Below are 24,629 nucleotides of genomic sequence, written 5' to 3'. Positions count from 1 at the left end.
TGGGATCAGTGCTCCTGTTGGTAGGTGGCGAGGGTGCGCGGCCCGAACGCGTCGGGCAGGACCTCGTCGATGGTGCGGATGCCGGAGACCGTCTCGAGGAGCATGCCCTCGGTCGAGTGCTCGAACAGCAGCTGGCGGCAGCGGCCGCACGGCATGAGGGTCGCCCCGTCGCCGTCGACGCACGTGAACGCGACGAGCTTGCCGCCGCCGGTCATGTGCAGCTGCGACACGAGCGAGCACTCCGCGCAGAGCGTCACCCCGTAGCTCGCGTTCTCGACGTTGCAGCCGGAGACGATCCGGCCGTCGTCGGTGAGCGCCGCGGCGCCCACCGGGAACGACGAGTACGGCGCGTAGGCACGCCGCATCGCGGCCGTGGCGGCGTCGCGGAGAGCGCCCCAGTCCACGTCGGCCGGGAGGCCCGTGGTTGCGTCCGCCCCGTCGGCGGCGGTGTCGCCGCCTCCCGCGCGCAGGGCCGTGGCCGGGTCGGTCCAGGCGATCGCGCCGGTGGACGCGGCCGTGCCGTCGTCCGCAGCGTGCGTTTCGGTCATGTGCCGTGCCTCCTGGCCGTCAGCTCTTGATGTAGGGCTTGCCGGACGCGGCGGGGCCGCGCGACTGTCCGACCAGGCCGGCCACCGCGAAGATCGTCACCACGTACGGCAGCATCAGCAGGAACTCGCTCGGCACGGGCGAGTCGATCGCCCCGAGCGTGTTCTGCAGGTTCGACGCGAAGCCGAACAGCAGCGCCGCCAGCGTGGCCTTGATCGGGTCCCAGCGACCGAAGATGACGGCGGCCAGGGCGATGTAGCCGGCGCCGGCCGTCATGTCCTTCGTGAACGGCCCGACCGCGTCGAGCGTGAAGTACGCACCACCGAGGCCGGCGATCGCGCCGGCGAGCGACACGTTCCAGAACCGGGTGCTCGTGACGTTGATGCCCACCGTGTCGGCCGCCTGCGGGTGCTCGCCGACCGCGCGGAGGCGCAGGCCCCAGCGGGTCTTGAACAGGCCGAAGGTGACGACCGCGACGGCCACGTACGCCAGGTAGACGATGACGCTCTGCTCGAAGAACACCGGACCGATGACCGGGATCTGGTGGAGCAGCGGGATCTCGAACTTCGGGAACCGGACGCCGACGTTGAGCGTGGTCTCGTTCGGGGACAGCACCTGCGAGTACAGGAAGCCGGTCAGCCCCGAGATGAGGGCGTTGATGACGACACCGACGATGACCTGGTCGACGAGGTACTTGATGCTGAACGCGGCCAGGATGAACGAGACGAGCACACCGGCGACGAGCGCGCCGACGAGCCCGACCCACGCGGAGCCGGTGAGCGACGCGATGAGCGCCGAGGTGAACGCACCCGCGAGGAATTGGCCCTCGATGGCGATGTTGACCACGCCGACCCGCTCGGAGATGACGCCGCCGAGGGCACCGAACACGAGCGGGACGCTCAGCCCGAGTGCGCCGACCAGCAGGCCGGGCAGCGGGATCGTGGCGCCGGCCGCTGCCCACGTCAGGAAGCCGACGACGAAGACGATGGCGAAGACCGACGTGACCCAGAGCGGGACGTGCCGGTACGCGCGGACCTCGACGAAGGCGTAGACCGTGGCGATCGCCAGGAGCACGACCACGACGTAGCCGGTCGGTGCCGCCGACAGCGGGACGTTCGGCAGCGCGACGAAGTCGCCGGCGTTCGCGAGCCGGAAGGTGGTCGTGCCGGCACGGCTGAGCAGGACGAAGAACACGACCGCGAGCAGCGTGAACACGGCGTACCCGATCGGGAGCTTCCAGCTGCGGGTCGTCTCGACCGGACGGTCGGACAGGGGCGACGCGGGCGCCGCGGTGGGGCTGAGGGTACTCACGCGGCGACCGCCTTCTTGCTGTTCTTGCTCGTCTTCGTGCGCTGGCGGGCTCCCGGCTGCGGGATCCGGAAGATCGCGCGGACGAGCGGCGGCGCCGCGATGAACAGGACGATGAGGGCCTGGATGACACCGACGATGTCGATCGGGATGCCGTTGGCGGCCTGCATGGCGTAGCCGCCGTTCTTGAGCACGCCGAACAGGATCGCGGCCCAGAACACGCCCCACGGCTTCGAGCGGCCGAGGAGCGCGACGGTGATCGCGTCGAAGCCGATGCCGGCGTCGATGCCCGAGGTGAAGCCCGTCGTGACCGCACCCTGCACCTGGTAGGCACCGGCGATGCCGACGAGGGCACCGGAGATGACCATCACCCAGATCGTCAGTGCCGGCACGCTCATGCCGGCGACGCGGGCGGCGCGGGGGTTCTCACCGATGGTGCGGAACCGGAAGCCGAGCGACGACTTGTTGACGAGCCACCAGACCACGACCACGGCGATGATCGCGACGATGAAGCCGAGGTCCACGCCGTACCGCACGCCGAACAGCTGCGGCAGCAGGGCGCTGTCCTTCGTTGCCGGGGAGATCGGGTTGCTGCTGCCCGGAGCCTGGAGCAGACCGGGGGTTCGGAGCAGGTAGCTGACCAGGTAGAGCGCGACGTAGTTGAGCATGATCGTGACGACCACCTCGTTCGCACCCGTGCGCGCCTTGAGGACACCGACGATCCCTCCCCAGACCGCACCGCCGACGATGCCGGCGACGATCGTGAGCGGGATGTGGATCGCGGCGGGTCCGTCGAACGAGAACCCGACCCAGCCGGCGGCCGCGGCCCCCATCAGGATCTGGCCCTGGCCGCCGATGTTGAACAGCCCGGCGCGGAAGGACAACGCGATCCCGAGGCCGGCGACGACGAGCGGCACCGCGTAGTCGATCGACCGGGTGAGCGGGGCGATCGCCTGCTGGAAGCTGGTGGCGCCGAAGTTGACCACCGAGCCCTGGAACAGCGAGGCGTAGGCGCCGCCGACCGCGGTGCCGATGGCCTGGAGCATGTCGGCGGGACGGGCGAAGAAGTAGCCGGCCGTGGCGCGGACGTTCTCGTCGGTCAGGGCGATGAGGATGCCGCAGGCGACGAGGGCAAGGACGACCGCGAGGACCGTGACGAGCACGGAGCCGTTCAGGATGCTCTGCATCGCGGCGTGCCAGCGGTCGGTGCCGGGGGCGCCGTTGCGGCGCTCGGTGTCGTCCGCCGAGTCCGTCATCAGGTGCGGGGTCTCCGGGGCCTCCTGCAGGCGGTCGTCGGTGAGCGGGGCGTCTGCCTCGGTGCCGGCGGTGGGCTGCGTGTTGTCTGGGTCCTGCGCGGTCACGCTGCCAGCTCCGTTCCGGTCGTGGATGTGGCTTGGATCTCGCCGGCCGAACCGGTCATGCGGCCAACTCCGTTCCTTCTGGGATCTCGCCGGCCATCATGAGGCCGAGGACGTCTCGCGGGGTGGTCGCCGGCACGATCCCGACGATGCCGCCGCGGTACATGACGGCGATGCGGTCGGCCAGTGCCACGACCTCGTCGAGCTCGGTGGAGACGACGATGACGGGCACACCGGTGTCGCGGGTGGCGACGATGCGCTTGTGCACGAACTCGATCGACCCGACGTCGATGCCGCGCGTGGGCTGCGCGGCGACGAACAGCCGGAGCTCGCGGCTGAGCTCCCGGGCGAGGACGATCTTCTGCTGGTTGCCGCCGGACAGCCGACCGGCAGCGGTCGCGCGGCCCGGCGTGCGGATGTCGAACTCGGCGATCTTCTCGTCGGCGAAGGCATCGCGCTCGGCGGCACGGATGGTGCCGGCGCGGACGAACTGGTCGTGGTCGGACCGGTCGAGCATGAGGTTCTCCGCGATGGTGAACTCGCCGACCAGGCCGTCCTCCTTGCGGTCCTCGGGGACGAACCCGACGCCGGCGTCGAGCACCTGCTTGACGCTGCGGCCGGTGAGCTCCTTGCCGTCCAGCGTGATGCGGCCGGCGTGGACCGGCTCGAGACCGAGGATCGCCTCGGTCAACTCGGTCTGCCCGTTGCCCTGCACCCCGGCGATCGCCAGGACCTCGCCGCGACGGACCGAGAACGACACGTCGTCGACGAGCACGATGCCGGACGGGTCGGTGACGGTGAGGCCCTCGACGACCAGGGCGTCCTCGCCACCGGTCGACGGCGTCTTGTCGACGACGAGGGAGACGGCGCGGCCGACCATCATCGCGGCCAGTTCGTTGTTGGTCGCCGCGGGCGAGGCCTCGCCGACGACCTTGCCGAGCCGGATCACCGTGATGCGGTCGGCGACCTCGCGGACCTCGCGGAGCTTGTGGGTGATGAAGACGATCGCGGTGCCGGCCTCGCGGAGCTGCCGCATGATGCCCATCAGCTCGTCGGTCTCCTGCGGGGTGAGGACGGCCGTCGGCTCGTCGAACACCAGCACGGAGGCGTCGCGGGAGAGCGCCTTGATGATCTCGACGCGTTGCTGTACGCCGACGGGCAGGTCCTCGATCTTGGCGTCGGGGTCGACGTCGAACCCGAAGCGGTCGGAGATCTCCTTGACCCGCTTGCGGGCGCCGGCCAGGTCGAGCCGGCCGCCGAAGGTGGTCTGCTCCTGACCGAGCATGACGTTCTCGGCGACGGTGAAGACGGGGACGAGCATGAAGTGCTGGTGCACCATGCCGATGCCGGCGCGCATGGCGTCACCGGGGCCGTCGAAGTCCTGGACCACGTCGTCGAGCAGGATCTGGCCCTCGTCGGCGTCGTACAGGCCGTAGAGGACGTTCATCAGGGTGGACTTGCCGGCGCCGTTCTCACCCAGGAGGCAGTGGACCTCACCCGGCTCGACGGTGAGCGAGATGTGGTCGTTGGCGACCAGGGCGCCGAACCGCTTGGTGATGCCGCGGAGTTCGAGCTTCATGTTCGGGAGTCTATTTCTGTCTCGAGTGCGCCACGCGGGCGCACGGTCGCGTGCACCGCTCGGGCGCACGGTATCGCGTGCACCGCTCGGGCGCACGAGAACGCGGGCGAGGGAAGCCCCTCGCCCGCGTTCGTCGGGTCAGGACTGGGTCTTGACCTTGATCGAGCCGTCGATGATGCCGGCCTTGATGTCGTCCAGTTCGCCCTGCAGGCCCTTGTCGACCTTGGACTCGTAGTCGTGGAACGGCGCGATGCCGACGCCCTCGTTCTCGAGCGTGCCCACGTACGGGGTCTTCGAGAACTTCTTGTCGGCCGCCTGCTCGACGACGTCCTTCACGGCCGGGCGCATGCCCTTCTCGACCGAGGTGAAGGCGATGTCCTTGTAGCGCGGGTCGGCCTCGTAGAGGTCGCTGTCCGCACCGATCAGGACGGAGCCGTTGTCGGCGTCCTTGATGGCCTCGGCAGCGGACTGGTAGATCGGACCGCCGACGGGCAGGATCACGTCGGCGTCCTGGTCGAGGAGCGTCTGCGCGACCGACTTGGCCTGCGTGCCGGCCTCGAAGCCACCGGTGAAGGAGCCCTTGCCGGTGTCGACGTTCCAGCCCTTGACCTGGACGTCCTTGTCCTTCTGCTCGTTGTAGTACTTCACGCCGTCCGCGAAGCCGTCCATGAAGATGGTGACGGTCGGGATCTGCATGCCACCGAAGGTGCCGACGACGCCGGTCTTCGAGTAGGACGCCGCTGCGTAGCCGGCGAGGAACGCGGCCTGCGAGGTGTCGAACGTGATCGGCTTGACGTTCTTCGCGTCGATCGAGCTGTCGTCGATGATCGCGAAGTCGGTGTCGGGGTTCGCCGCGGCCTGCTTCTTCGTGGCGTCGGCGAGGTTGAAGCCGACGGTCACGACGAGGTTGCAGTTCTGGCCGATGAGCTGCTGGATGTTCGAGTCGTAGACGGTGGCGTCCTTCGACTCGGCTTCCTTGTAGGTGGCACCGAGGTCCTTGGCGGCGTCCTTCATGCCCTCGTAGCCGAGCTGGTTGAACGACTTGTCGTCGAAGCCACCGGCGTCGGAGACCATGCAGGGGCGGAAGTCGGTCTTCTTGGCGGTCGTCGTGTCGGACGGCGCCGAGGCGCAGCCTGCGAGGACGGCGGCGGTGCCGAGGAGCGCGAAGCCGCTGAGGACGACGCGTCGGGTACGAGATGTCACGGGTGGGTTCCTCCGGGGAGCGTGCCCGGACCACGTGCGTTCCGGGCGATCGTGGCGACAGTACACGACCGCCCGGCCGGTACAGGACCCGTTCTGAGCACCGGACGGATCAGTTACGGGATCGCGACCGCGCCGAAACGCGCCCGTAACCCGGGGTCACGCCCGGACCCCCAGTTCGAGGGGGTTGTCGGTGGAGCGCTACAGGACGTCGCCGCGGCCGCTGATCTTGAGCGCATCCACGACGCCCTTGACCCGCTGCGCGTTCGCGCTGGTCGTCACGAGCAACGCGTCGGGGGTGTCCACGACGACGATGTCCTCGACCCCGATGAGCGAGATGAGCCGCTGGCTGTGCGAGATCACGATGCCACTCGACGAGTCGGCGAGGATCCGGGCGCCGTCACCGAGCACGGCGAGGTTGTTCGGACGACCACCGGACTGCAGCTTGGCGAGCGAGGCGAAGTCGCCGACGTCGTCCCAGTCGAAGTCACCGGGGACGACCGCCATGCGTCCGGCCGCGGCGGCCGGCTCGGCGACGGTGTAGTCGATCGCGATCTTCTCGAGCGTGGGCCACACCGCGTCGACGACCGCACCGCGGGCCGAGGTGTCCCAGGCGTCCGCGAGCTCGTTGATGCCGGCCAGCAGCGTCGGGTTGTTCCGGCCGATCTCCTCGAGCAGCACGTCAGCGCGGGCGATGAACATGCCCGCGTTCCACAGGTAGGTGCCCTGTTCGACGTACGAGCGTGCGGTGTCCAGGTCGGGCTTCTCGACGAACGACCGGACGGCGTGCGCGGTCGGTGCGCCCTCGATGTCCAGGGTGTCGCCGTGCGCGTGGATGTACCCGAAGCCGATCGCGGGCTCGGTCGGCGTGATGCCGATGGTGGTGATGTACCCGGCGCGGGCGACGGCGACGGCCTCGCGCACCGAACGGCGGAAGCCGCGGGCGTCACCGATGACGTGGTCGGCGGCGAAGGAGCCGATGACGACGTCGGGTTCGCGCCGCACGAGGATCGCCGCGGCGAGGCCGATGGCCGCTGTGGAGTCCTTCGGTTCGCTCTCGAGCACCACGTTGTGGTCCTCGACCCCCGGCAGTTGCGACTCGACGGCGACGCGGTGCGCCCGTCCGGTCACGACCATGATCCGCTGCTCGCCCGCGAGCGGGGCGAGCCGGTCCCAGGTCTGCCGGAGCAGCGAGGTGCCGGACCCGGTCAGGTCGTGCAGGAACTTGGGTGCGTCCGCGCGCGACAGCGGCCACAGGCGCGATCCGATGCCCCCTGCGGGGATGATCGCGTAGAAGTCTTCGAGAGCGTCAGCCACGCGCTCACCGTACCGGTCCTGCCGCGCGGATCCTGGGTGGTCTCCGCACGATTCCCGCATGCGGGCTCCCGCAGGGCATCGTCGGCGTGCGCGCGGCGACGGCGTCGCGTTGTTCACCCGTCGCCTCCGCCCCGTTCACGTCGTCGGCCCCGCGGGGTCACGTGACGCCCGGAGCATGGGCAGCACCATGAGCGCACGCAGCGTGGAGCGCGGCACGTCCCCCCGGACCGTCGCCGTCGTGACCGAGAGCTTCCTGCCCACCCTCAACGGCGTGACCACCAGCGTCCTGGCGGTCCTCGACCACCTGGAACGCCGAGGCCACCGCGCGGTCGTGATCGCACCGGACACCCCGGGGCTCGCGCAGTTCCGGTCCCGCAGCAGTGTCGAGCGCTACCGCTCCTTCGACGTGCACCGGATCCCCGCCGTCGCGTACCGGCAGTTCCCCGTCGCACTCCCCCACCCCGTCCTCGACACGATCCTCGCCGCCTCCGGCGCCGACGTGCTCCACGCCGCGAGTCCGTTCCTGTTGGGTGGGCGCGCGATCACGGCAGCCGGGAGGCTCGGCATCCCCTCCGTCGCCGTCTTCCAGACCGACGTGGCCGGTTTCGCCCGCCGCAACGGCTTGACGGCGACCGTCCCGTTGGTCCGCAGGATCCTCGGCCGCATCCACGCCGGCGCCTCGCTGACGCTCGCGCCGTCGAGCGCGACCGCCGCGATGCTCGCCGAGGACGGGGTCCCCCGCGTCGCCCGCTGGGGGCGCGGGGTCGACACCGAGCTCTTCCACCCGGCCCGACGGGAGTCCGCCCACGTCCGAGCGCTCCGACGCCGGATCGCGCCGCACGGCGAGACGATCGTCGGCTACGTCGGACGGCTGGCCCCGGAGAAGGAGGTCGAACGGCTCGCCGAGCTCGGCGGGATCCCCGGCATCCGCGTCGTCGTGGCCGGCGGCGGGCCGTCCCGGGCGCTGCTCGAGCGACGCCTGCGACACCTCGACGTCACCTTCACCGGACCGTTGCGCGGCGACGCCCTCGCCGACGCGTACGCCTCGCTCGACCTCTTCGTGCACACCGGTCCGGCCGAGACCTTCGGGCAGACCCTCCAGGAAGCGCACGCCTCGGGGCTGCCGGTGATCGCGCCGGCGTCGGGTGGTCCGCTCGACCTCGTCGCCCCCGGACTCGACGGCGAGCTCTACGACACCGACGCACCACAGGCCCTGCGACAGGCGGTCCTGCGGCTCCACCACGACCGCGCACTCGCGGAACGGATGGGATCGGCGGGCCGTCTCCGGGTCGAGGGCACCACGTGGGAGGCCGTCGGCGACCAGCTCCTGGGCCACCACGACACGGCCAGGACCATCGGCGCGCCGCCCGTCGGTCGGGGCCTGCGGGCCGGTCGGGACGAGAAGGTCAGCACCCGCGCATAGGATGGGACGCGTTCCACACGAACACGAACGGCAAGGGCTCGCCGATCGGGCGAGCCCGTCCTATGGAAGGACGAGCTCATGGCTGAGCCCACCGGCGGCGGTACGGCGACCGCCGTCCCCGAAGTCACGATCGAGGCGCCCCGCGCCTCTCGGAAACTCGAGGGCACGCTGTACCGCGGATCGACCGGCATGTGGTCGTGGGTCCTGCACCGGATCACCGGTGTCGCGATCTACTTCTTCCTGCTCGTGCACATCCTCGACACGGCTCTCGTGCGCCTCTCACCCGAGGCGTACAACGCGGTCATCGGCACGTACAAGACCCCGATCATGAACATCGGCGAGATCGCCCTGGTCATGGCCATCGTGTTCCACGCGTTCAACGGGCTCCGGATCATCCTCGTCGACTTCTGGTCCAAGGGGCCGAAGTACCAGCGGGCCATGTTCTGGGTCGTCATCGTCCTGTGGGCGATCGCGATCGCGGGCTTCCTGCCCCGCCAGCTCATGAACCTCTTCGCGGACTTCAACTAGAGGGGCACCTGATGACCACGCAGATCGTCGAACCTCCGCGTTCCGCCTCGGCCGCCCGCCGCTCCACCAACTGGGAGAAGTGGGGCTGGATCTACATGCGCGGCTCGGGCGTCCTGCTCGTCGTGCTGATCTTCGGCCACCTCTTCGTCAACATGGTGGCGGGCGAGGGTGTCAAGCAGATCGACTTCGCCTTCGTCGCCGGCAAGTGGGCCAACCCGTTCTGGCAGGTGTGGGACTCCCTCATGCTCGTCCTGGCGCTCATCCACGGCTCGAACGGCATGCGCACGATCGTCAACGACTACGTGTCGAAGCCGGGCATCCGGAAGACGCTCCTCGCCGCGATCCTCATCGCGTGCGTCGTGCTGATCGTCCTCGGCCTGCTCGTCTGCTGGACGTTCGACCCGTGCCCCGCCGGCGCAGCCGCCGCGGACCTGCCCTCCTTCTGCCCGGCGCAGTAGCACCATCCCCGCTGCCGACCGCCTTCCCACCGTCTACGGAAAGACCCCTGTGACCGAGACCACCGTGCACCACCACCAGTTCGACATCGTCATCATCGGCGCAGGAGGCGCGGGCATGCGTGCCGCGATCGAGGCCGGCCCGAAGGCGAAGACGGCCGTCATCTCGAAGCTCTACCCGACCCGCTCGCACACCGGTGCGGCGCAGGGCGGGATGGCCGCGGCGCTCGCGAACGTCGAAGAGGACTCGTGGGAGTGGCACACCTTCGACACGATCAAGGGCGGCGACTACCTGGTCGACCAGGACGCCGCCGAGATCCTGGCGAAGGAAGCCATCGACGCCGTCATCGACCTCGAGAACATGGGCCTGCCGTTCAACCGCACGCCCGAGGGCAAGATCGACCAGCGTCGCTTCGGCGGCCACACCCGCGACCACGGCAAGGCACCGGTCCGCCGGGCCTGCTACGCGGCCGACCGCACCGGCCACATGATCCTGCAGACGCTGTTCCAGAACTGCGTCAAGCTCGGCGTCGAGTTCTACAACGAGTTCTACGCGCTCGACCTCATCATGGTCGACGTCGTGGGCGAGGACGGCGTCACGCGCAAGCAGCCGGCCGGCGTCGTCGCGTTCGAGCTCGCCACGGGTGAGCTGCACGTGTTCCACGCCAAGGCGATGATCTTCGCGACCGGCGGCTTCGGCAAGATGTACAAGACGACCTCGAACGCGCACACCCTGACCGGCGACGGCGTCGGCATCGTGTGGCGCACCGGCCTGCCGCTCGAGGACATGGAGTTCTTCCAGTTCCACCCGACCGGCCTCGCGGGCCTCGGCATCCTGTTGACCGAGGGTGCTCGTGGCGAAGGTGCGATCCTGCGCAACGCCTCCGGTGAACGCTTCATGGAGCGCTACGCCCCCACCATCAAGGACCTCGCCCCACGCGACATCGTCGCCCGGTGCATGGTGCAAGAGGTGGCAGAGGGCCGCGGTGCCGGCCCGAACAAGGACTACGTCCTGCTCGACTGCACGCACCTCGGTGCCGAGGTCCTCGAGACCAAGCTCCCGGACATCACGGAGTTCGCCCGCACCTACCTCGGCGTCGACCCCGTCGTCGAGCCGGTGCCCGTCATGCCGACCGCGCACTACGCGATGGGTGGCATCCCGACGAACACCGACGCACAGGTGCTCTACGACAACACCACCGTCGTCCCCGGCCTCTACGCCGCCGGCGAGTGCGCGTGCGTCTCGGTGCACGGCTCGAACCGTCTCGGCACGAACTCGCTCCTCGACATCAACGTCTTCGGCAAGCGCTCGGGCAACAACGCCGCCGAGTGGGTCAAGACCGCCGAGTTCCTCCCGCTGCCCGAAGACCCCGCTGCCGGCGTCCGGGCGATGCTCGACCAGTTGCGCGCCTCGACCGGCACCGAGCGCATCGCCGTCCTGCGCAAGGAGCTGCAGGACGAGATGGACAAGAACGCCCAGGTGTTCCGCACCGACGAGTCCCTCGACCGCGTCACCGAGACCATCCACACGCTCCGGAACCGCTTCATGCAGGTCTCCGTGCAGGACAAGGGCAAGCGGTTCAACACCGACCTGCTCGAGGCCGTCGAGCTCGGGTTCCTGCTCGACCTGGCCGAGGTGGTCGTCTACTCGGCCCGCAACCGCAAGGAGAGCCGCGGCGGCCACATGCGCGACGACTACCCGAAGCGCGACGACGAGAACTACATGCAGCACACGATGGCGTACCTGACGGGCGACCCGCACTCGTCACTCGCCGACGACCACATCACGCTGGACTGGAAGCCGGTCGTCGTGACCCGGTACCAGCCGATGGAGAGGAAGTACTGAGATGACCGACACCCTGGTCTCCGACGCACCCCGGACCGACACCACCGACGCGCCTCCCGGGTCCTTCTCCGTCACGCTCATCATCCGGCGCTTCGACCCGGACGTCGACGACGAGCCGCGCTGGCAGGACTTCGACGTCATGATGCTGCCGACCGACCGCATCCTCGACGCCCTGCACAAGATCAAGTGGGACCAGGACGGCTCCCTGACGTTCCGACGTTCCTGCGCCCACGGGGTCTGCGGCTCGGACGCGATGCGCATCAACGGCCGGAACCGGCTGGCGTGCAAGACCCTGATCAAGGACCTCGACGTCTCGAAGCCGATCTACGTCGAGGCGATCAAGGGCCTGCCGCTCGAGAAGGACCTCGTCGTCGACATGGAGCCCTTCTTCAAGTCCTTCCGCGAGGTCCAGCCGTTCCTGCAGCCGAAGACGGCGCCCACCCCGGGCAAGGAGCGCATCCAGTCGGTGGCCGACCGCGCACGCTTCGACGACACCACGAAGTGCATCCTCTGCGCTGCGTGCACCTCGTCGTGCCCGGTGTTCTGGACCGACGGGCAGTACTTCGGCCCGGCCGCGATCGTGAACGCGCACCGCTTCATCTTCGACTCGCGTGACGACGCCGCCGAGGTCCGCCTCGACATCCTCAACGACAAGGAAGGGGTCTGGCGCTGCCGGACCACCTTCAACTGCACCGACGCCTGCCCCCGTGGCATCCAGGTGACGAAGGCGATCTCCGAGGTCAAGCAGGCCGTCATGCGGGGCCGCGCCTGACACTCGGGGTCGTCCAAGACTCGACATCGACTCCACCGATAGGCTCCGCTCCATGACGTTCGCGGCCACCCGCCCCATCCTCGACCAGCTCGGCTACACGATCCGCTACGTGCAGCTCCCCGGAGAGACCCTGCACGAGCCGCCGGTCGAGGGTGCGCTCCGCGTGGTCCCGGCCGAGGCGTCCGACGAGTTCGCGCTCGAGGTCGTCGACTACGGCACGGCTCGTCGCCTCGCCACCGCGCGCGGTGAGGAGGACGCGGTCGAGATGCTCCGTCGGTTCCTGAACCGGCCGTTCCCGGCTCCGCGCGACATCGCCCGGCACGAGCTCGACGGGCTCCGTGACCGTGCGGCGTCGACGTACCCGCAGCTGGCGCAGCAGGTGTCGCAGGCTGGAGAACAGGGGTTGACCATCCAGATCCCCGCGGGCGTCCCCGTCGACCGCATCGGTGGTCCGGACGGCTACCTGCTGCACCCGCTCGACACCCCGCTGCCGAGCCGGTCGCTGCCGCCGCACGTCGCCGGCGTCCCGGAGACCCACCGCTACCTGGTCGAGCGCCCGTTCATGGTGAACGTCCGCTTCGTGCAGCCGTGGTTCGAGCAGCCGGGCGGTGCGCTCCGCTTCCAGATCGCCGATCCCACGGTCACCGTGCGCGACCTCGTCGTCGACGGTGCACTGGCTCGACTCCGCGTGGTCTGACCCCGCGCACGACGCAGATCGGCCCGCACCGCGCTTTCGCGCAGTGCGGGCCGATTGCCGTTGTGTGGGGTTACGCCTGGTCGGGGCGGTCGTACTGCGCACCAGCCGGGTTCGGCGGCAGGCAGCCGAACACGATCGCGGCGATGCCGACGAACATCCCGATGAGCCAGAGCGGACCGGCGAGGTTCGCGTCGTGCACGCGGCGCCACCCCAGTGCGATGTTCGGGATGAGGGTCGCGAGCCACCACAGGCCGTACAGGACGAGCAGGATGAAGATCCACGCCGGGGGTGCACCCTCGGTCTGGGTGTAGCCGTACTCGTCGGTGGTCGAGGCCGAGACGCTCCACGAGATGATGCCGGCGATGAACCCGCCGTACAGAACGAGGGTCACGATCGCGTTCGCCAGGACCCAGTACCAGTACTCACTGCGGCTGGCGCGCCCGTCGAACCGGGCGTACTTCTTGAAGAAGCGCGTGAAGGCGTCGAGGAAGCCGGCACCGTAGAAGGGTGCCCACAGCGGCGGAGCTCCGTCGGGCCCGACCGGGATCGGCGGACCGGCCTGCGGGTACGGGTCGGCGTACTGCTGGCCGTACCCGGGCTGCTGGCCGTACTGGGCAGGCTGCTGGCGGTACTGGGCAGGCTGCTGGCCGTACTGGGCAGGCTGCTGGCCGTACTGGGGCTGCTGACCGTACGGACCAGGCTGCTGTCCGTAGGGTCCGGGCTGCTGTCCGTAGGGTCCGGGCTGCTGCCCGTAGGCACCAGGCTGCTGCCCGTACCCCGGCTGCTGTTGCCCAGGGTCAGGCTGCCCCGACGGCTGGTCGCCGCCGGGCTGGCCCCACTGCGGTGTGTCGTTGCTCATCGAGCGCCGGTCGGTCGGTCGTAGCGCTCGCCCTGCGGGTTCGAGGGCAGCAGGCCGAACACGATGCCGACGATGCCGACGAAGATCGCGATGATCCACAGGGCACCGGGCAGGTTCGCGTCGTGCAGGCGTCGCCAGCCGAGGGCGAGCGTCGGGATGATGATCGCGAGACCCCAGAGTCCGAGCAGGATGCCGGCGATCACGAAGAGCGCGGACGGGCTGGTCACCGTCGACTGCACGCTCGCCGAGGTCGCGGTCGACATCGACACCGTCGAGCGCTCCGACGTGGCGAAGCCGATGCCGTACAGGATGCCGAGGACGATGCCGACGATCGCGTTCGCCAGGTACCACCACCAGAACTCGCTGCGGCTCGCGCGGCCACTGAAGGTCGCGTACTTCTTGAAGAAGCGTCCGACGGCCTTGCCGAAGGAGATCCCGTACCAGGGGGCCCAGATCGGCGGCTCGCCGTTCGGGCCGGTCGCCGGCTGCTGGCCGTACTGCGGCGTTCCGTTGTACGGGTTCGGCTGGCCGCCCGGCTGCTGGCCGGACGGGTTCTGCGGGTACTGGTCACTCACGGTGTCCCCCTCGATCGTTGGCTGGTAGTCGGGTCCGAGTCAACCAGAACCGTCGCGCGGCCGTCGCTCGCTACGCGCGGTGGGGTTCGTCGTACCGCTGCCCCTGCGGGTTCGAGCCCATCAGACCGACGATCAGCGAGAACAGGACGCCGAGCGGCGGGATGATGAAGAGGAAGGCGAAGTACCCGCTCAGGTTCACGTCGTGCAGTCGTCGCACCGTCAGAGCGATGAAGCCGAGGGCGCAGGCCAGGGCCCAGAGCCCGCTCAACCCGTTCGACGCGTCGTCGAAGAACGGCAGCACGTTGAAGAACCCACCGACGATGCCGGTGGCCGCCGAGCCGATGACGTACCAGAGGGCCCAGAACCAGAACTCCGACTGGCTGGCGCGGCCGTCGAACCGGACGTACTTCTTCCAGAACCGCGGGAACGCCTGCACGAACGGGATCCCGTACCAGGGCGCCCACAGCGGGGGCTGGCGCGGGCCGGTCGGCTGCTGGCCGTACGGTCCGGGCTGCTGGCTGTACGGTCCGGGCTGCTGGCCGTACGGTCCGGGCTGCTGGCCGTACGGGTTCTGCGGCGGGTACTGGTCACTCACTGGTTCGTTCCTTCCGAGGCCGACTGCGATCACCGTCGAGTCTGGCAGCGGCGGCGACCGGACGCGTCCCCCCAGCGGAGGACAGCGCAGCGACTGCGCTGGGACAGCGCTCCGACCGGCGCTTCGACCGACTCAGGGCACCAGCGCCAGCTTGCCGCCGGGGTGCCCGGACTCCAGCAGCTCCGCGGCCGCCTTCGCCTCGGCGAGCGGGAACGTCCGCGCCACCGGGACCTCGAGCTGTCCGGCCCCGGCCAGGTCGATCAGTCGCTGTCGCACCGAGTCGCGGAACGCCTTGCTCGCTGGCTGCGCCCCACCGACGGCGGCGAACCCCGCCTCAGCGGCGCGCGCCTGCGCGGCGATCGTGACGATCCGGTCGCGGTCCGCGACCACCGCGAGCGAGACGTCGACGGCCTCGTCGGTGCCCACGCAGTCCAGTGCCACGTCGATGCCGGAGGGTGCGAGCGACCGGACCCGTGCCTCCAGGCCGTCGCCGTACGCGACCCATTCGCCACCGAAGCGTCGCACGACGTCCGCACCCCGCTCGGAGGCGGTGCCGATGACGCGCGTTCCGAGCAGGTGGAGCTGCTGCAGCAGGCTGACGCCGACTGCTCCGGAGGCGCCGTGCACCAGCACGGTGTCGCGCCCCGCGGCACGGGTGACGCGCAGCATGTCGGCTGCGGTGGTGCCCGCGAGCAACAGGTTCGCCGCCTCGGAGAAGCCGAGCCCGGCGGGCTTCGCGAAGACGTCCGCGGCCGGGACGGTGAGGGACGACGTCCAACCGCCGGCGACCCGGAACGCCAGGACCTCGTCGCCGACCGCTCCCCCGCCGGACGCGATCGTGGTGTCCGGTCCGACCGCGGTGAGCACGCCGGCGACCTCGTAGCCGACGGGCACGGGCAGGTCGGCCGGGTCGCCCTGCCGCGTGTGCTTCGTGTCGGCGGGGTTCATGCCGGCGGCGCGGACCGCGATGGTGACCTCGCCGGGTCCCGGTGCGGCGACCTCGGTGTCCACGAATTCGAGGACCTCGCTGCCGCCGAACCGCGGTGCCACCCAGTGCTTCGTCATGCGGCCGACGCTACGCCCCGATCCGCCGGCGGCGTGCGCGGAGGGTCCGTGCACGGAGCACCATCACGGCGATGCCGCCGAGCAGCATCGCGCCTGCCGCGGCGAGCGGGATCGTCGGATCGCTGCCGGTGAAGGCCAGTTCCGTCGTGCCGCCGCCGGTGTCGCCTCCACCGATGACCGGGACCGCGGGTGCTGTCGACGTGGGAGCGGTGGGCACGGGAGCCGAAGCGGTCGGCGTCGCCGTGGGCGTCGGTGCCGGCGCACGGACGGTCACGACGTAGGTCTCGGTGTCCGGCGGTGCCGTGCCGTTGTCGACCGTGATCGTCACCGTCGTGGTGCCGGGCGTGGTCGGCGTGCCGGAGATGACGCCCGTGTCCGGGTTGATCGTGAGTCCGGGCGGGAGGGTGCCGCCATCGGAGTACGTCGGTGCCGGGTTGCCCGTCGCGGTGACGGGGAACGAGTACGGCGTGCCGGCGGTCGCGTCAGTCGGGGTGCCCGAGGTGATCGTCGGTGCGACGCTCTCGGACGGCGTCCCCGCAGCCGGGCAGTTCGTCGGCCGGGTGATGGTGTTGTCGTCGAGCGTCACCGCTGCGTTCCGGGCGAGCAGTCGGCCCACGACCGTCGCACCCGTCGTGGCGGTCACGGACTGGTCGGCGAGGACGGTGCCCTGGAACTGGGCGGCGCTGCCGATGGTCGCTGAGCTGCCGACTTGCCAGAACACGTTGCACGAACTCGCGCCACCGGTGATGACGATCCTCGTGCCGGACCCGATGGTCAGGGTCGACGCGGCCTGGAACACCCAGACGGAGTCCGCGCTGCCGGCCAGGGTGAGCTGGCCGGTGTTCGCGAGCTGCAGCGTGTCGCCGTTGTAGACGCCCGGGCTGAGGCTGAGCCCGTTGAGCTCCTGGAGGCCGGTCTGCGTCGGCGTCAGCGAAGCGGCCACGTTGTAGGCGGTCGTGGTGTCCGACTGGGCCTGCGCGGCCGCCGCGTCGGTCTGGTGCACGGTGCCGTTCACGGTCCCGTTGCCGGTGCCGCCGAAGCCGGTGATCGAGGTACCGGGCGAGACGCCGAGGTCACCGTTGACCACGGTCGGCCCGGTGTTCGTCACGGTCTGCGCGCCGAGGACGCCGTAGCTCGCTGCGGTCCCGAGACCGACGGGGCCGTCGATGATGGTGGCGGCGGACGCGGCCGAGGAGGCGCCGAGGGCGAGCGCTGCGGCCAACCCGATCCCGGTGCTGACGACGATGAGCGGACGGAGGATGGGCGTTCTGGCCACGGAGGCCCCTGCCTGAGATGGCGAAGAGCCGATCGGGCATCGGAGACACCCGGCGTTCACCGTGTCCCGAGTGTGTACGGATCGCATGTGTTCCGAGGTCTTGACTCCCAGGTTCGCCCGGATCAGCCGATACCGGACAGGACCCGTCCGTTCCGGTCGACGACGGCTGTTCGGTATCGTCCTCACATGCCGCGCGCCGCGATCGTCGTCAACCCGTCCAAGGTCGACCTGCGGGTGCTCCGCAACACCGTCGCGGCTGAGGAGGATCGGACCGGTTGGGCTCCCACGACCTGGTTCGAGACCGCGGCGTCCGACGACGGCCGTGCCGCTGCGGTCGACGCACTCGCCACCGCGCCGGACGTCGTCCTGGTCGTCGGCGGCGACGGCACGCTGCGCGTCGCAGCCGAGGTGCTGCACGGCTCCGGCGTGCCCCTCGCCGTGCTCCCCGTCGGCACCGGGAACCTGTACGCCCGGAACCTGCGCATCCCGCTGAACGACGTCGCCGGGTCGGTCCGAGCCGCCTTCAGGGGGACCGATCGGCCGGTCGACCTCGCGTTCGCCGAGCTCACCGACCCGCAGGGCACGACGACGCGCCACGCTTTCCTGGTGATGGCGGGCATCGGCCTCGACGCGAACATGGCGGCCAACACCAACGCGCGGCTCAAGAAGCGGTTCGGGTGGCTCGCGTACTCCGACCCGATCATGCGGTCCGTGATCGGCAACCGGCAGATCGACCTGCGGTACCGCCTCGACGACGGTGACACCCGGACGATGCGGGCGCACACCGTCATCGTCGGGAACTGCGGCACCCTGACCGCCGGCGTCCTGCTGCTGCCCGCCGCGAAGCCGGACGACGGGGTGCTCGACGCGGTCGCGTTCCGCCCCGGTCGGACGGTCGGCTGGGCCGGCGTCGGATACGGCCTGTCGCTGAACCGCTTCTTCCACCGGACCGGGTTCGGACGCTTCCTGTCGTGGCTCATCCCGGCCACCCGGACGCTGCGGTACACGAGCGCACGGGTCCTCGACCTCGAGCTGGACCAGCCCGAACAGGTCCAGCTCGACGGCGACCCGTTCGGCACCGTGGTGGCGGTGCGGCTGACGGTGGACCACGGCGGGCTCACCATCCGGGTGGGGCCGTCGCGGTGACCCCGTGATGACGGGAGGCCCGGCGCCAGCTGGCACCGGGCCTCCCGTCATCACCGGGCCACGTCGAGGGCGTCAGCCGCGCGCGACACGCACCCGGTCCGCGAACGCTGCGTGCAGCGGGTGCTCCGCGGCGAGGCCGGTGATCTGCGTCACCACGTCGGCATCGGACGCGTCCGAGGCCAGGAGCGCCTGCAGCTCGACGCTCTGCTCGTCGTCGGCGACGTCGAAGCGGAGCGCCGCGCCCATCGCGTCGAGCAGTGCGGTCGGCTCGGTGCCGTCCTCGGCCAGCGCCGCGGCGGGCGAGACGAAGCGCTCGTCACGCGACAGCTTGCGGAGCGGCTGCCGGCCGACGCGTGTCACCGTGTCGGGCAGGTGCGGGTTCTCGAACCGGGCGATGATCGCCTGGACGTAGGCGCGGTGCACCTCGGGGTCGAGTTCGTGGCGGCGGACGAGCAGGTCGCTCGTCTCGGCGAGGACGGACTCGAGCTCGGAGCGCACCGCGGGGATCGCGATGGCGTCGGAGATCTTGTCGGCCCCGGCGACGAAGCCGTGGTACGCGACGGTGGCGTGCCCGGTGTTCACCGTGAAGAGCTTGCGCTCGATGGAGGCAGCGAGGCCGTCGACGTAGTGCGCGCCGGGGATCTCCGGCTCGTTGCCGCCGAACGGCGTGCGGTCGATGGCCCACTCGAAGTAGGTCTCGACGGTGACGTCGAGGCCGGCGCCCTCGGGCTGGGCCGGCACGATGCGGTCGACGGCGGTGTTCGCGAAGACGGCCTTCGCGAGTGCCGCGTCACGGCCCTCGGCCGGGAGCGCGTCGACGATGAACTCGCGCAGACGGTCCGTGGCGTTCAGCGCGTTCTCGCACGCCATCACGGCGATGGGCGCAGCGTCCGCGTCGCGCTGCTGCAGCGCCCGCGCGATCACCGGGGCGATGAACTTCAGGACGTTCGGGCCCACCGCGCAGGTGACGATCGCGGCAGTGGCGATCTCGGCGACGACGCCGTCCTCGTCCTGCGCGCTGTTCAGGGCGCGGAAGTTCGTGACCTCGTGGTCCTGCGCTCCGGTGCCGACCTCGTGCACGGTGTACGAGTCGGCGGCGGCGAGGGCGTCGATGAGCGGCGCGGCGACGTCGGCGAAGACGACCTCGTAGCCCGCTTCGTGCAGGAGCAGGCCGACGAAGCCGCGGCCGATGTTGCCGGCACCGAAGTGGACGGCGGTGCCCCGGTCGGCGGTGCTCACTCGTTGACCTCGCCGAGGATCGACAGGATCGCGCTGGTGTCGGCCGCGTCGGTGAGCTTCTGGACCTCGTCCTCGTCGGAGAACACGATCGCGATCTTGGACAGGATGTCGAGGTGCTCGTTGTTCACGCCGGCGATGCCGACGACGAAGCGCACGGGGTTGCCGTCCCAGTCGATCGGGCTGGCGTAGCGGATGAACGACAGCGCGGACGACTTGATGGCGTCCTTCGCGTCGTTCGTGCCGTGCGGGATGGCGAGGAAGTTGCCCATGTACGTGGACACGCTCTTCTCACGCTCGAGCATCGCCGGGTAGTAGTCAGCGGTGACCGCGCCCGCAGCTTCGAGGATCTCGGCCGCCTCCTTCATCGCCTCCGACTTGGTCGGCGCGGTGTCCTCGGTGTGGATCCGGATCTGGCTCTCCTGCAGGACGGGCATCGTGGTTCTCCTTGGTGTTCGAGGACGTGACGGAGGGGACGGGGATGTCCCCGTCCCCTCCGATACTGCACTTCGTTACTGGTGGTGGCGTTACTGGTTCTTGAGCTGGTCGACGACCTGGTCGTACTGCGGCGCGTTCATGAAGTTGCCGACCGACACGTGCTGCGCGTTCGGGTTCTTCTGCTTGGCGCGGTCCGTCAGTTCTTCCTGCGTGATGATCAGGTCCTCGTCACCGGACAGGTTCGCGATCGCCTTGTTGGTGACCGTGACCCCTTCGATGCCCGCCTTCTTGATCTTGTTGCGCAGGACGCTGGCGCCCATGGCGCTCGACCCCATGCCGGCGTCGCAGGCGAACACGAGGTTCTGGACCTTCGTCGCGGTGGCGGTGGTGCCGGCGGCGGCTGCCTCTTCCGAGTTGGCCGGGGCGGTGCCGCCGAAGAGCCCTGCGGTCGCGGCGTTCGCGTCGCGGCCCTTGGTGGCCTGCATCTTGTCGAACGCTGCGGTCATGTCGCCGCCGCCGTTGGCGAGGTCGCGCTTGCGGCTGGCCAGCAGGAAGAACGACGCGACCGCGAAGGTGACCGCTGCGGACAGGATGACCGACAGGATGACGCCGACGTAGCTGTCCTTCGCCGTCGCCGTCAGCACGGCGAAGATCGATCCGGGCGATGCCGGGGCGACCAGGCCGGAGCCGAACAGGACGTTCGTGCCGACGCCCGTCGCACCACCGAGGATGACGGCGATGAACAGGACCGGCTTCTGCAGCACGTACGGGAAGTAGATCTCGTGGATGCCACCGAAGAACTGGATGAGGATCGCACCGGGAGCGGTCGAGCGGGCGATGCCGACACCGAAGAAGGTGAAGGCGAGCAGGATGCCCAGACCGGGGCCGGGGTTCGCCTCGAGCAGGAACAGGATCGACTTGCCGGAGTCCTGCACCTGCTGGGCGCCGAGCTGGTCGAGCACACCGTGGTTGATGGCGTTGTTCAGGAAGAACACCTTGGCCGGCTCGATGATGACGCTGGCGAGCGGCAGCAGCGAGTGCTGGACGAGGAAGTTCACCGCGTCGCCGAGGCCCTCGGCGATGAGCTTGAACAGCGGGGCGAGCCAGAAGAACCCGACCATCGCCAGCCCGAAGCCGAGGATGCCGGCCGCGTAGTTGTTGACGAGCATCTCGAAGCCCGGCTTGATCTTGCCGTCCCAGATCTTGTCGATCTGCTTGATGAGGTACGCGCCGAGCGGCCCGCAGATCATCGCGCCGAGGATCATGATCGTGCCGTTGGCACCGAGGATGACGCCCATCGCCATGATCGAGCCGACGACGGCGCCGCGGGTCTCGTAGATCATCCGGCCGCCCTGGAAGGCGATCGCGAGCGGGATCAGGTACGTCAGGATCGGGCCGACGAGACCGATGTTGGCCACACCGTCCGTCTCACCGAACCCGCCGAGGATCCCGACGGGGGTCCATCCGGTCTCGATGAAGAAGGCGGTGATCAGGCCCCACGCGATGAAGATCGCGATGTTGGGCATGACCATGCCGGAGAGGAACGTGCCGAACTTCTGAACGGCGACGCGTGCGCCGCCCCGCGACTTCGCGGGTGCGTCGGGCGCTGCAACGGACGACGTTGTCATGTGCGGTGACTTTCTGTGTGGTGGAGCTGCTGCTGGTGCGGACGGGGTGTTGGGGATGGTGCGGCTCAGACGGCGTGCGCGGCCGCTGCGGCGGACTTCGCGGCCGCCGCCGTGGACGCGGCGAGTGCCGCCTGGGCCATCTCCCGGGCCTGTTCGAGCGTGTGCTGACCGAGTTCGGCGCGCACGTCGGCCAGGGCCGCGGGGGTCATGGAGAGGGTGGTGGCGCCGAGGCCGACGAGCACGACGGCGAGGAGCGGGTCGGCTGCGGCCTCACCGCAGATGCCGACGGGCTTGCCCGCGTCGGCACCGGCCGCTCCGAGCTGCGCGACGAGGCGCAGGACGGCGGGGTGCCACGGGTCCTGGTAGGACGCGACGGTGCCGAGCATGCGGTCGGCGGCCATCGTGTACTGGGTCAGGTCGTTCGTGCCGATCGACACGAAGTCCGCGTTCTGGAAGACCTGTTCGGCCATCAGGGCGAGCGACGGCACCTCGGCCATCACGCCGGCGGTGCGGATGCCGAGCTCGCGGGCCAGGGTGACGAAGTACTCGGTCTCCTCGGCGTCGGCGACCATCGGGGCCATGACCCAGAGGTCGGCCTCGGTCGCGGCGTCCGCCTGGGCGAGTGCGACGAGCTGGTCGCGCAGCACCTCGGGGTGGTTGCGCAGCGCACGGAGTCCGCGACGGCCGAGCGCCGGGTTCTCCTCGTCCTTGTCGGTGAGGAACGGCAGCGGCTTGTCGGCACCGGCGTCGAGCGCACGGACGACGACCTTCTTGCCCGGGAACGCGGCGAGGAGCTGACGGTAGGACTCGGTCTGCTCGTCGACGGTCGGCGCCTTCGGCGAGTCGAGGAAGAGGAACTCGGTGCGGAAGAGCCCCACGCCCTCCGCACCGAGAGCAACAGCGCCCGCGGCGTCGGCGGGGCTGCCGAGGTTCGCGAGCAGCGGCACGACGTGGCCGTCGGCCAGGGCACCGGCGGTGAGCGGTGCGGCGGCCGCGGCGAGCCGGTCGGCGATGCGCTGCTCGACGTCGGCCACCAGGGCATCGGACGGCTCGGTGACGACGGTGCCGGCGACGGCGTCGACGACGATCGGCTGCCCGTCGGCCAGGTCGTCGGCACCGGTGACGCCGACGATCGCGGTGATGCCCTTGGCGCGGGCGAGGATCGCGGTGTGCGAGGTCGGGCCGCCGTCGCGGGTGACCAGCGCGAGGACCTTGTCGAGGTCCAGCAGTGCGGTGTCGGCCGGAGCGAGGTCACGGGCGACGAGGACGAACGGGGTGTCCGACTCGGGGACACCGGGGGCGTGCACGCCGCGGAGCTTCGCGATGATGCGCTGGGCGACGTCGTCGAGGTCGGCTGCGCGCTCCCCCATGTAGCCGCCCATGCCGACGAGCAGGTCGCGGAACTGCGCGAACGCCTCGTACACGGCACGCTCGGCGTTGGTGCCGCCGTCGATGCGCGTGTGCACGTCGTCGAGGAGGGTCGGGTCCTGCGCCATGAGCGCCTGCGCCTCGAGCACGGCCTGGGCGTCGCCGCCGGCGAGCTGCCCGCGCTTGTTGAGGTCCTCGGCCACTGCGGCCAGTGCGTCGTGCACGGCCTGCTTCGCGTCGTCTGCCGAACCGGTCAGGGCGTCCTTCGACGGTTCGCCGAGCGGGTCCGCCATGCGGAGCACGGGGCCGTGGGCGACGCCGCGGCCGACGCCGGTGCCGAGCAGTTCGGACATTCGAGACTCCTTCATCTCACACGCGCTTGCGGTGGGGTGTTCGTTCGGTGCGCGCACGGCTGAGACGGGACCTCGCCGGTGCGGCTGAGCAGCACACTACCCCGATCCGCGTTGACAAACAAACACATCCGGGGATAAAAATACAGAAACAGATGCCCGTTTGCGTCTGGCGGCCAGCCGCTCCGGCTCGGTTCCGTCAGGTTCGTGCCCGGTCATGTCCGTTCCGTTCCGACCAGGAGACGACGAGGTCCGATGTACGCACCAGAACGCCACCAGCGCATCGTCGAGCAGGCGCGCGCGCAGGGGCGGGTCGACGTCAAGGACCTCGCCGAGCTGCTCGAGGTCACGCCCGAGACCATCCGCCGCGACCTCACCTCGCTGGAGCGACGGGGACTGGTCCGACGCGCCCACGGCGGCGCCATCCCGGTCGAACGCATCACGATCCACCCCGGTGTCGGCGACCGGGGCGGCATCAACCAGGCCGAGAAGATGGTCATCGCCGAGGCCGCGCTCGAGGAGCTGCCGGAGAACGGCTCGATCATGATCGACGCCGGCACCTCCACCATCTGCCTCGCCGAGATGCTGCCGACCGACCGCGGACTCACCGTCGTCACCCACTCGCTCCCCGTCGCGATGGCCGTCGCGAACCGGCCGGGCATCGACCTGCACCTGCTCGGCGGCAACATCCGCAGCGACTCCCTGGCCGGCGTCGGCACGTGGACGCACCAGCTCATCGGCATGGTGAGCGTCGACGTCGCCTTCGTGAGCATCAACGGGATCACCCCGGAGCGCGGCCTGACGACCCACAACATGGCCGAGGCCGCGGTGAAGTCGGCGATGATCAAGTCCGCCCGCCGGAGCATCCTGCTCGCCGACCACACCAAGTTCGGCCGTGAGGAGTTCGGCCGCGTCGCACCCCTCGCCGCCATCGACACGATCATCACCGACCCCGCCGTCAACCTCGACCTGGTCCGCGAGGTCGAAGCCGCCGGCACCGAGGTGTTCTGGCCCGGTCGACCCTGACCGCTCGCCCGACCCGCCCATCCGGCGCTCGCTAGCAT

General features: G+C 70.1%; 23 protein-coding genes. 8 read left to right on the top strand and 15 right to left on the bottom strand.

Features of this window, described 5'->3' with window-relative positions:
* Positions 1-5 precede the first annotated feature (5 nt).
* The 6 genes from EDF33_RS11615 to EDF33_RS11590 all read right to left on the bottom strand — a co-directional run bounded on the left by EDF33_RS11615 (position 6) and on the right by EDF33_RS11590 (position 7,308).
* A complete protein-coding gene (locus EDF33_RS11615; RefSeq protein WP_123339066.1) occupies positions 6-404 on the bottom strand; it encodes a cytidine deaminase in 399 nt (132 codons plus the stop codon).
* 163 nt (positions 405-567) lie between these two features.
* Positions 568-1,857, bottom strand: a complete 1,290-nt coding sequence (locus EDF33_RS11610; RefSeq protein ID WP_123338926.1) for an ABC transporter permease — start codon at positions 1,855-1,857, stop codon at positions 568-570.
* On the bottom strand, positions 1,854-3,215 hold the full coding sequence (locus tag EDF33_RS11605) for an ABC transporter permease (protein WP_173169379.1): 1,362 nt from the start codon (positions 3,213-3,215) through the stop codon (positions 1,854-1,856). Before EDF33_RS11605 ends, EDF33_RS11610 begins: the two co-directional genes overlap by 4 nt.
* Before the next feature lie 55 nt (positions 3,216-3,270).
* Positions 3,271-4,791, bottom strand: a complete 1,521-nt coding sequence (locus EDF33_RS11600; protein WP_132100097.1) for an ABC transporter ATP-binding protein — start codon at positions 4,789-4,791, stop codon at positions 3,271-3,273.
* 138 nt (positions 4,792-4,929) lie between these two features.
* Positions 4,930-5,994, bottom strand: coding sequence for a BMP family ABC transporter substrate-binding protein (locus EDF33_RS11595; RefSeq protein WP_123292183.1), 1,065 nt, complete (start codon positions 5,992-5,994; stop codon positions 4,930-4,932).
* A gap of 198 nt (positions 5,995-6,192) precedes the next feature.
* A complete protein-coding gene (locus tag EDF33_RS11590; RefSeq protein ID WP_123672266.1) occupies positions 6,193-7,308 on the bottom strand; it encodes a mannose-1-phosphate guanylyltransferase in 1,116 nt (371 codons plus the stop codon).
* A 187-nt stretch (positions 7,309-7,495) separates the two neighbouring features.
* On the opposite strand from EDF33_RS11590, the gene EDF33_RS11585 reads away from it, so the two are divergent.
* The 6 genes from EDF33_RS11585 (at position 7,496) to EDF33_RS11560 (ending at position 13,029) form a co-directional block, all read left to right on the top strand.
* Positions 7,496-8,731: a glycosyltransferase family 1 protein gene (locus EDF33_RS11585; RefSeq protein ID WP_243692439.1), complete on the top strand. Its 1,236-nt coding sequence runs from the start codon at positions 7,496-7,498 to the stop codon at positions 8,729-8,731.
* 78 nt (positions 8,732-8,809) lie between these two features.
* Complete coding sequence (gene sdhC / locus EDF33_RS11580; RefSeq protein ID WP_123672267.1) at positions 8,810-9,259, top strand: succinate dehydrogenase, cytochrome b556 subunit; 450 nt, start codon at positions 8,810-8,812, stop codon at positions 9,257-9,259.
* Between the two features lie 11 nt (positions 9,260-9,270).
* On the top strand, positions 9,271-9,717 hold the full coding sequence (sdhD, locus tag EDF33_RS11575; RefSeq protein ID WP_111086628.1) for a succinate dehydrogenase, hydrophobic membrane anchor protein: 447 nt from the start codon (positions 9,271-9,273) through the stop codon (positions 9,715-9,717).
* A gap of 49 nt (positions 9,718-9,766) precedes the next feature.
* The gene (gene sdhA, locus EDF33_RS11570) at positions 9,767-11,560 is read left to right on the top strand and encodes a succinate dehydrogenase flavoprotein subunit (RefSeq protein WP_132100095.1); all 1,794 of its coding nucleotides are present in this window, start codon (positions 9,767-9,769) and stop codon (positions 11,558-11,560) included.
* A 1-nt stretch (position 11,561) separates the two neighbouring features.
* Positions 11,562-12,332 carry a succinate dehydrogenase iron-sulfur subunit gene (locus EDF33_RS11565; protein WP_123292177.1) on the top strand — a complete coding sequence of 257 codons (771 nt, stop codon included), beginning with the start codon at positions 11,562-11,564 and terminating at the stop codon, positions 12,330-12,332.
* Positions 12,333-12,384: 52 nt separating this feature from the next.
* The gene (locus EDF33_RS11560) at positions 12,385-13,029 is read left to right on the top strand and encodes a TNT domain-containing protein (protein ID WP_111086631.1); all 645 of its coding nucleotides are present in this window, start codon (positions 12,385-12,387) and stop codon (positions 13,027-13,029) included.
* 70 nt (positions 13,030-13,099) lie between these two features.
* Here EDF33_RS11560 and EDF33_RS20410 read toward each other — a convergent pair whose 3' ends face one another.
* The 5 genes from EDF33_RS20410 to EDF33_RS11530 all read right to left on the bottom strand — a co-directional run bounded on the left by EDF33_RS20410 (position 13,100) and on the right by EDF33_RS11530 (position 17,399).
* Entirely contained in the window at positions 13,100-13,888 is a 789-nt protein-coding gene (locus EDF33_RS20410) for a DUF805 domain-containing protein (RefSeq protein WP_207906679.1), read from the bottom strand.
* On the bottom strand, positions 13,885-14,463 hold the full coding sequence (locus tag EDF33_RS11545; RefSeq protein ID WP_123292176.1) for a DUF805 domain-containing protein: 579 nt from the start codon (positions 14,461-14,463) through the stop codon (positions 13,885-13,887). Before EDF33_RS11545 ends, EDF33_RS20410 begins: the two co-directional genes overlap by 4 nt.
* A gap of 70 nt (positions 14,464-14,533) precedes the next feature.
* Entirely contained in the window at positions 14,534-15,058 is a 525-nt protein-coding gene (locus EDF33_RS11540; protein WP_165918812.1) for a DUF805 domain-containing protein, read from the bottom strand.
* 132 nt (positions 15,059-15,190) lie between these two features.
* The gene (locus EDF33_RS11535) at positions 15,191-16,123 is read right to left on the bottom strand and encodes an NADP-dependent oxidoreductase (RefSeq protein WP_132100093.1); all 933 of its coding nucleotides are present in this window, start codon (positions 16,121-16,123) and stop codon (positions 15,191-15,193) included.
* Positions 16,124-16,133: 10 nt separating this feature from the next.
* Positions 16,134-17,399, bottom strand: a complete 1,266-nt coding sequence (locus EDF33_RS11530) for an ice-binding family protein (protein WP_165918797.1) — start codon at positions 17,397-17,399, stop codon at positions 16,134-16,136.
* A gap of 186 nt (positions 17,400-17,585) precedes the next feature.
* Here EDF33_RS11530 and EDF33_RS11525 point away from each other — a divergent pair, with 186 nt between their 5' ends.
* Positions 17,586-18,545 (top strand): diacylglycerol kinase family protein, encoded by a 960-nt coding sequence (locus tag EDF33_RS11525; protein ID WP_132100091.1) that lies wholly within the window; start codon positions 17,586-17,588, stop codon positions 18,543-18,545.
* 72 nt (positions 18,546-18,617) lie between these two features.
* Here EDF33_RS11525 and EDF33_RS11520 read toward each other — a convergent pair whose 3' ends face one another.
* The 4 genes from EDF33_RS11520 to ptsP all read right to left on the bottom strand — a co-directional run bounded on the left by EDF33_RS11520 (position 18,618) and on the right by ptsP (position 23,568).
* Positions 18,618-19,784, bottom strand: a complete 1,167-nt coding sequence (locus EDF33_RS11520; RefSeq protein ID WP_123292172.1) for a mannitol-1-phosphate 5-dehydrogenase — start codon at positions 19,782-19,784, stop codon at positions 18,618-18,620.
* A complete protein-coding gene (locus EDF33_RS11515) occupies positions 19,781-20,218 on the bottom strand; it encodes a PTS sugar transporter subunit IIA (protein ID WP_027466426.1) in 438 nt (145 codons plus the stop codon). The genes EDF33_RS11520 and EDF33_RS11515 overlap by 4 nt, the downstream gene beginning before the upstream one ends.
* 90 nt (positions 20,219-20,308) lie before the next feature.
* Positions 20,309-21,847 (bottom strand): PTS mannitol transporter subunit IICB, encoded by a 1,539-nt coding sequence (locus EDF33_RS11510; RefSeq protein WP_165903544.1) that lies wholly within the window; start codon positions 21,845-21,847, stop codon positions 20,309-20,311.
* 65 nt (positions 21,848-21,912) lie between these two features.
* Positions 21,913-23,568 carry a phosphoenolpyruvate--protein phosphotransferase gene (gene ptsP, locus EDF33_RS11505; RefSeq protein ID WP_132100090.1) on the bottom strand — a complete coding sequence of 552 codons (1,656 nt, stop codon included), beginning with the start codon at positions 23,566-23,568 and terminating at the stop codon, positions 21,913-21,915.
* Between the two features lie 252 nt (positions 23,569-23,820).
* Here ptsP and EDF33_RS11500 point away from each other — a divergent pair, with 252 nt between their 5' ends.
* A complete protein-coding gene (locus EDF33_RS11500) occupies positions 23,821-24,591 on the top strand; it encodes a DeoR/GlpR family DNA-binding transcription regulator (RefSeq protein ID WP_111086639.1) in 771 nt (256 codons plus the stop codon).
* The last annotated feature ends 38 nt before the right edge of the window (positions 24,592-24,629 follow it).

It is taken from the genome of Curtobacterium sp. PhB146 (assembly GCF_004342995.1).
Classification (GTDB): domain Bacteria; phylum Actinomycetota; class Actinomycetes; order Actinomycetales; family Microbacteriaceae; genus Curtobacterium.
Note: the sequence above shows the minus strand (reverse complement) of the source record. Positions and strands in the feature narration are given on the sequence as shown.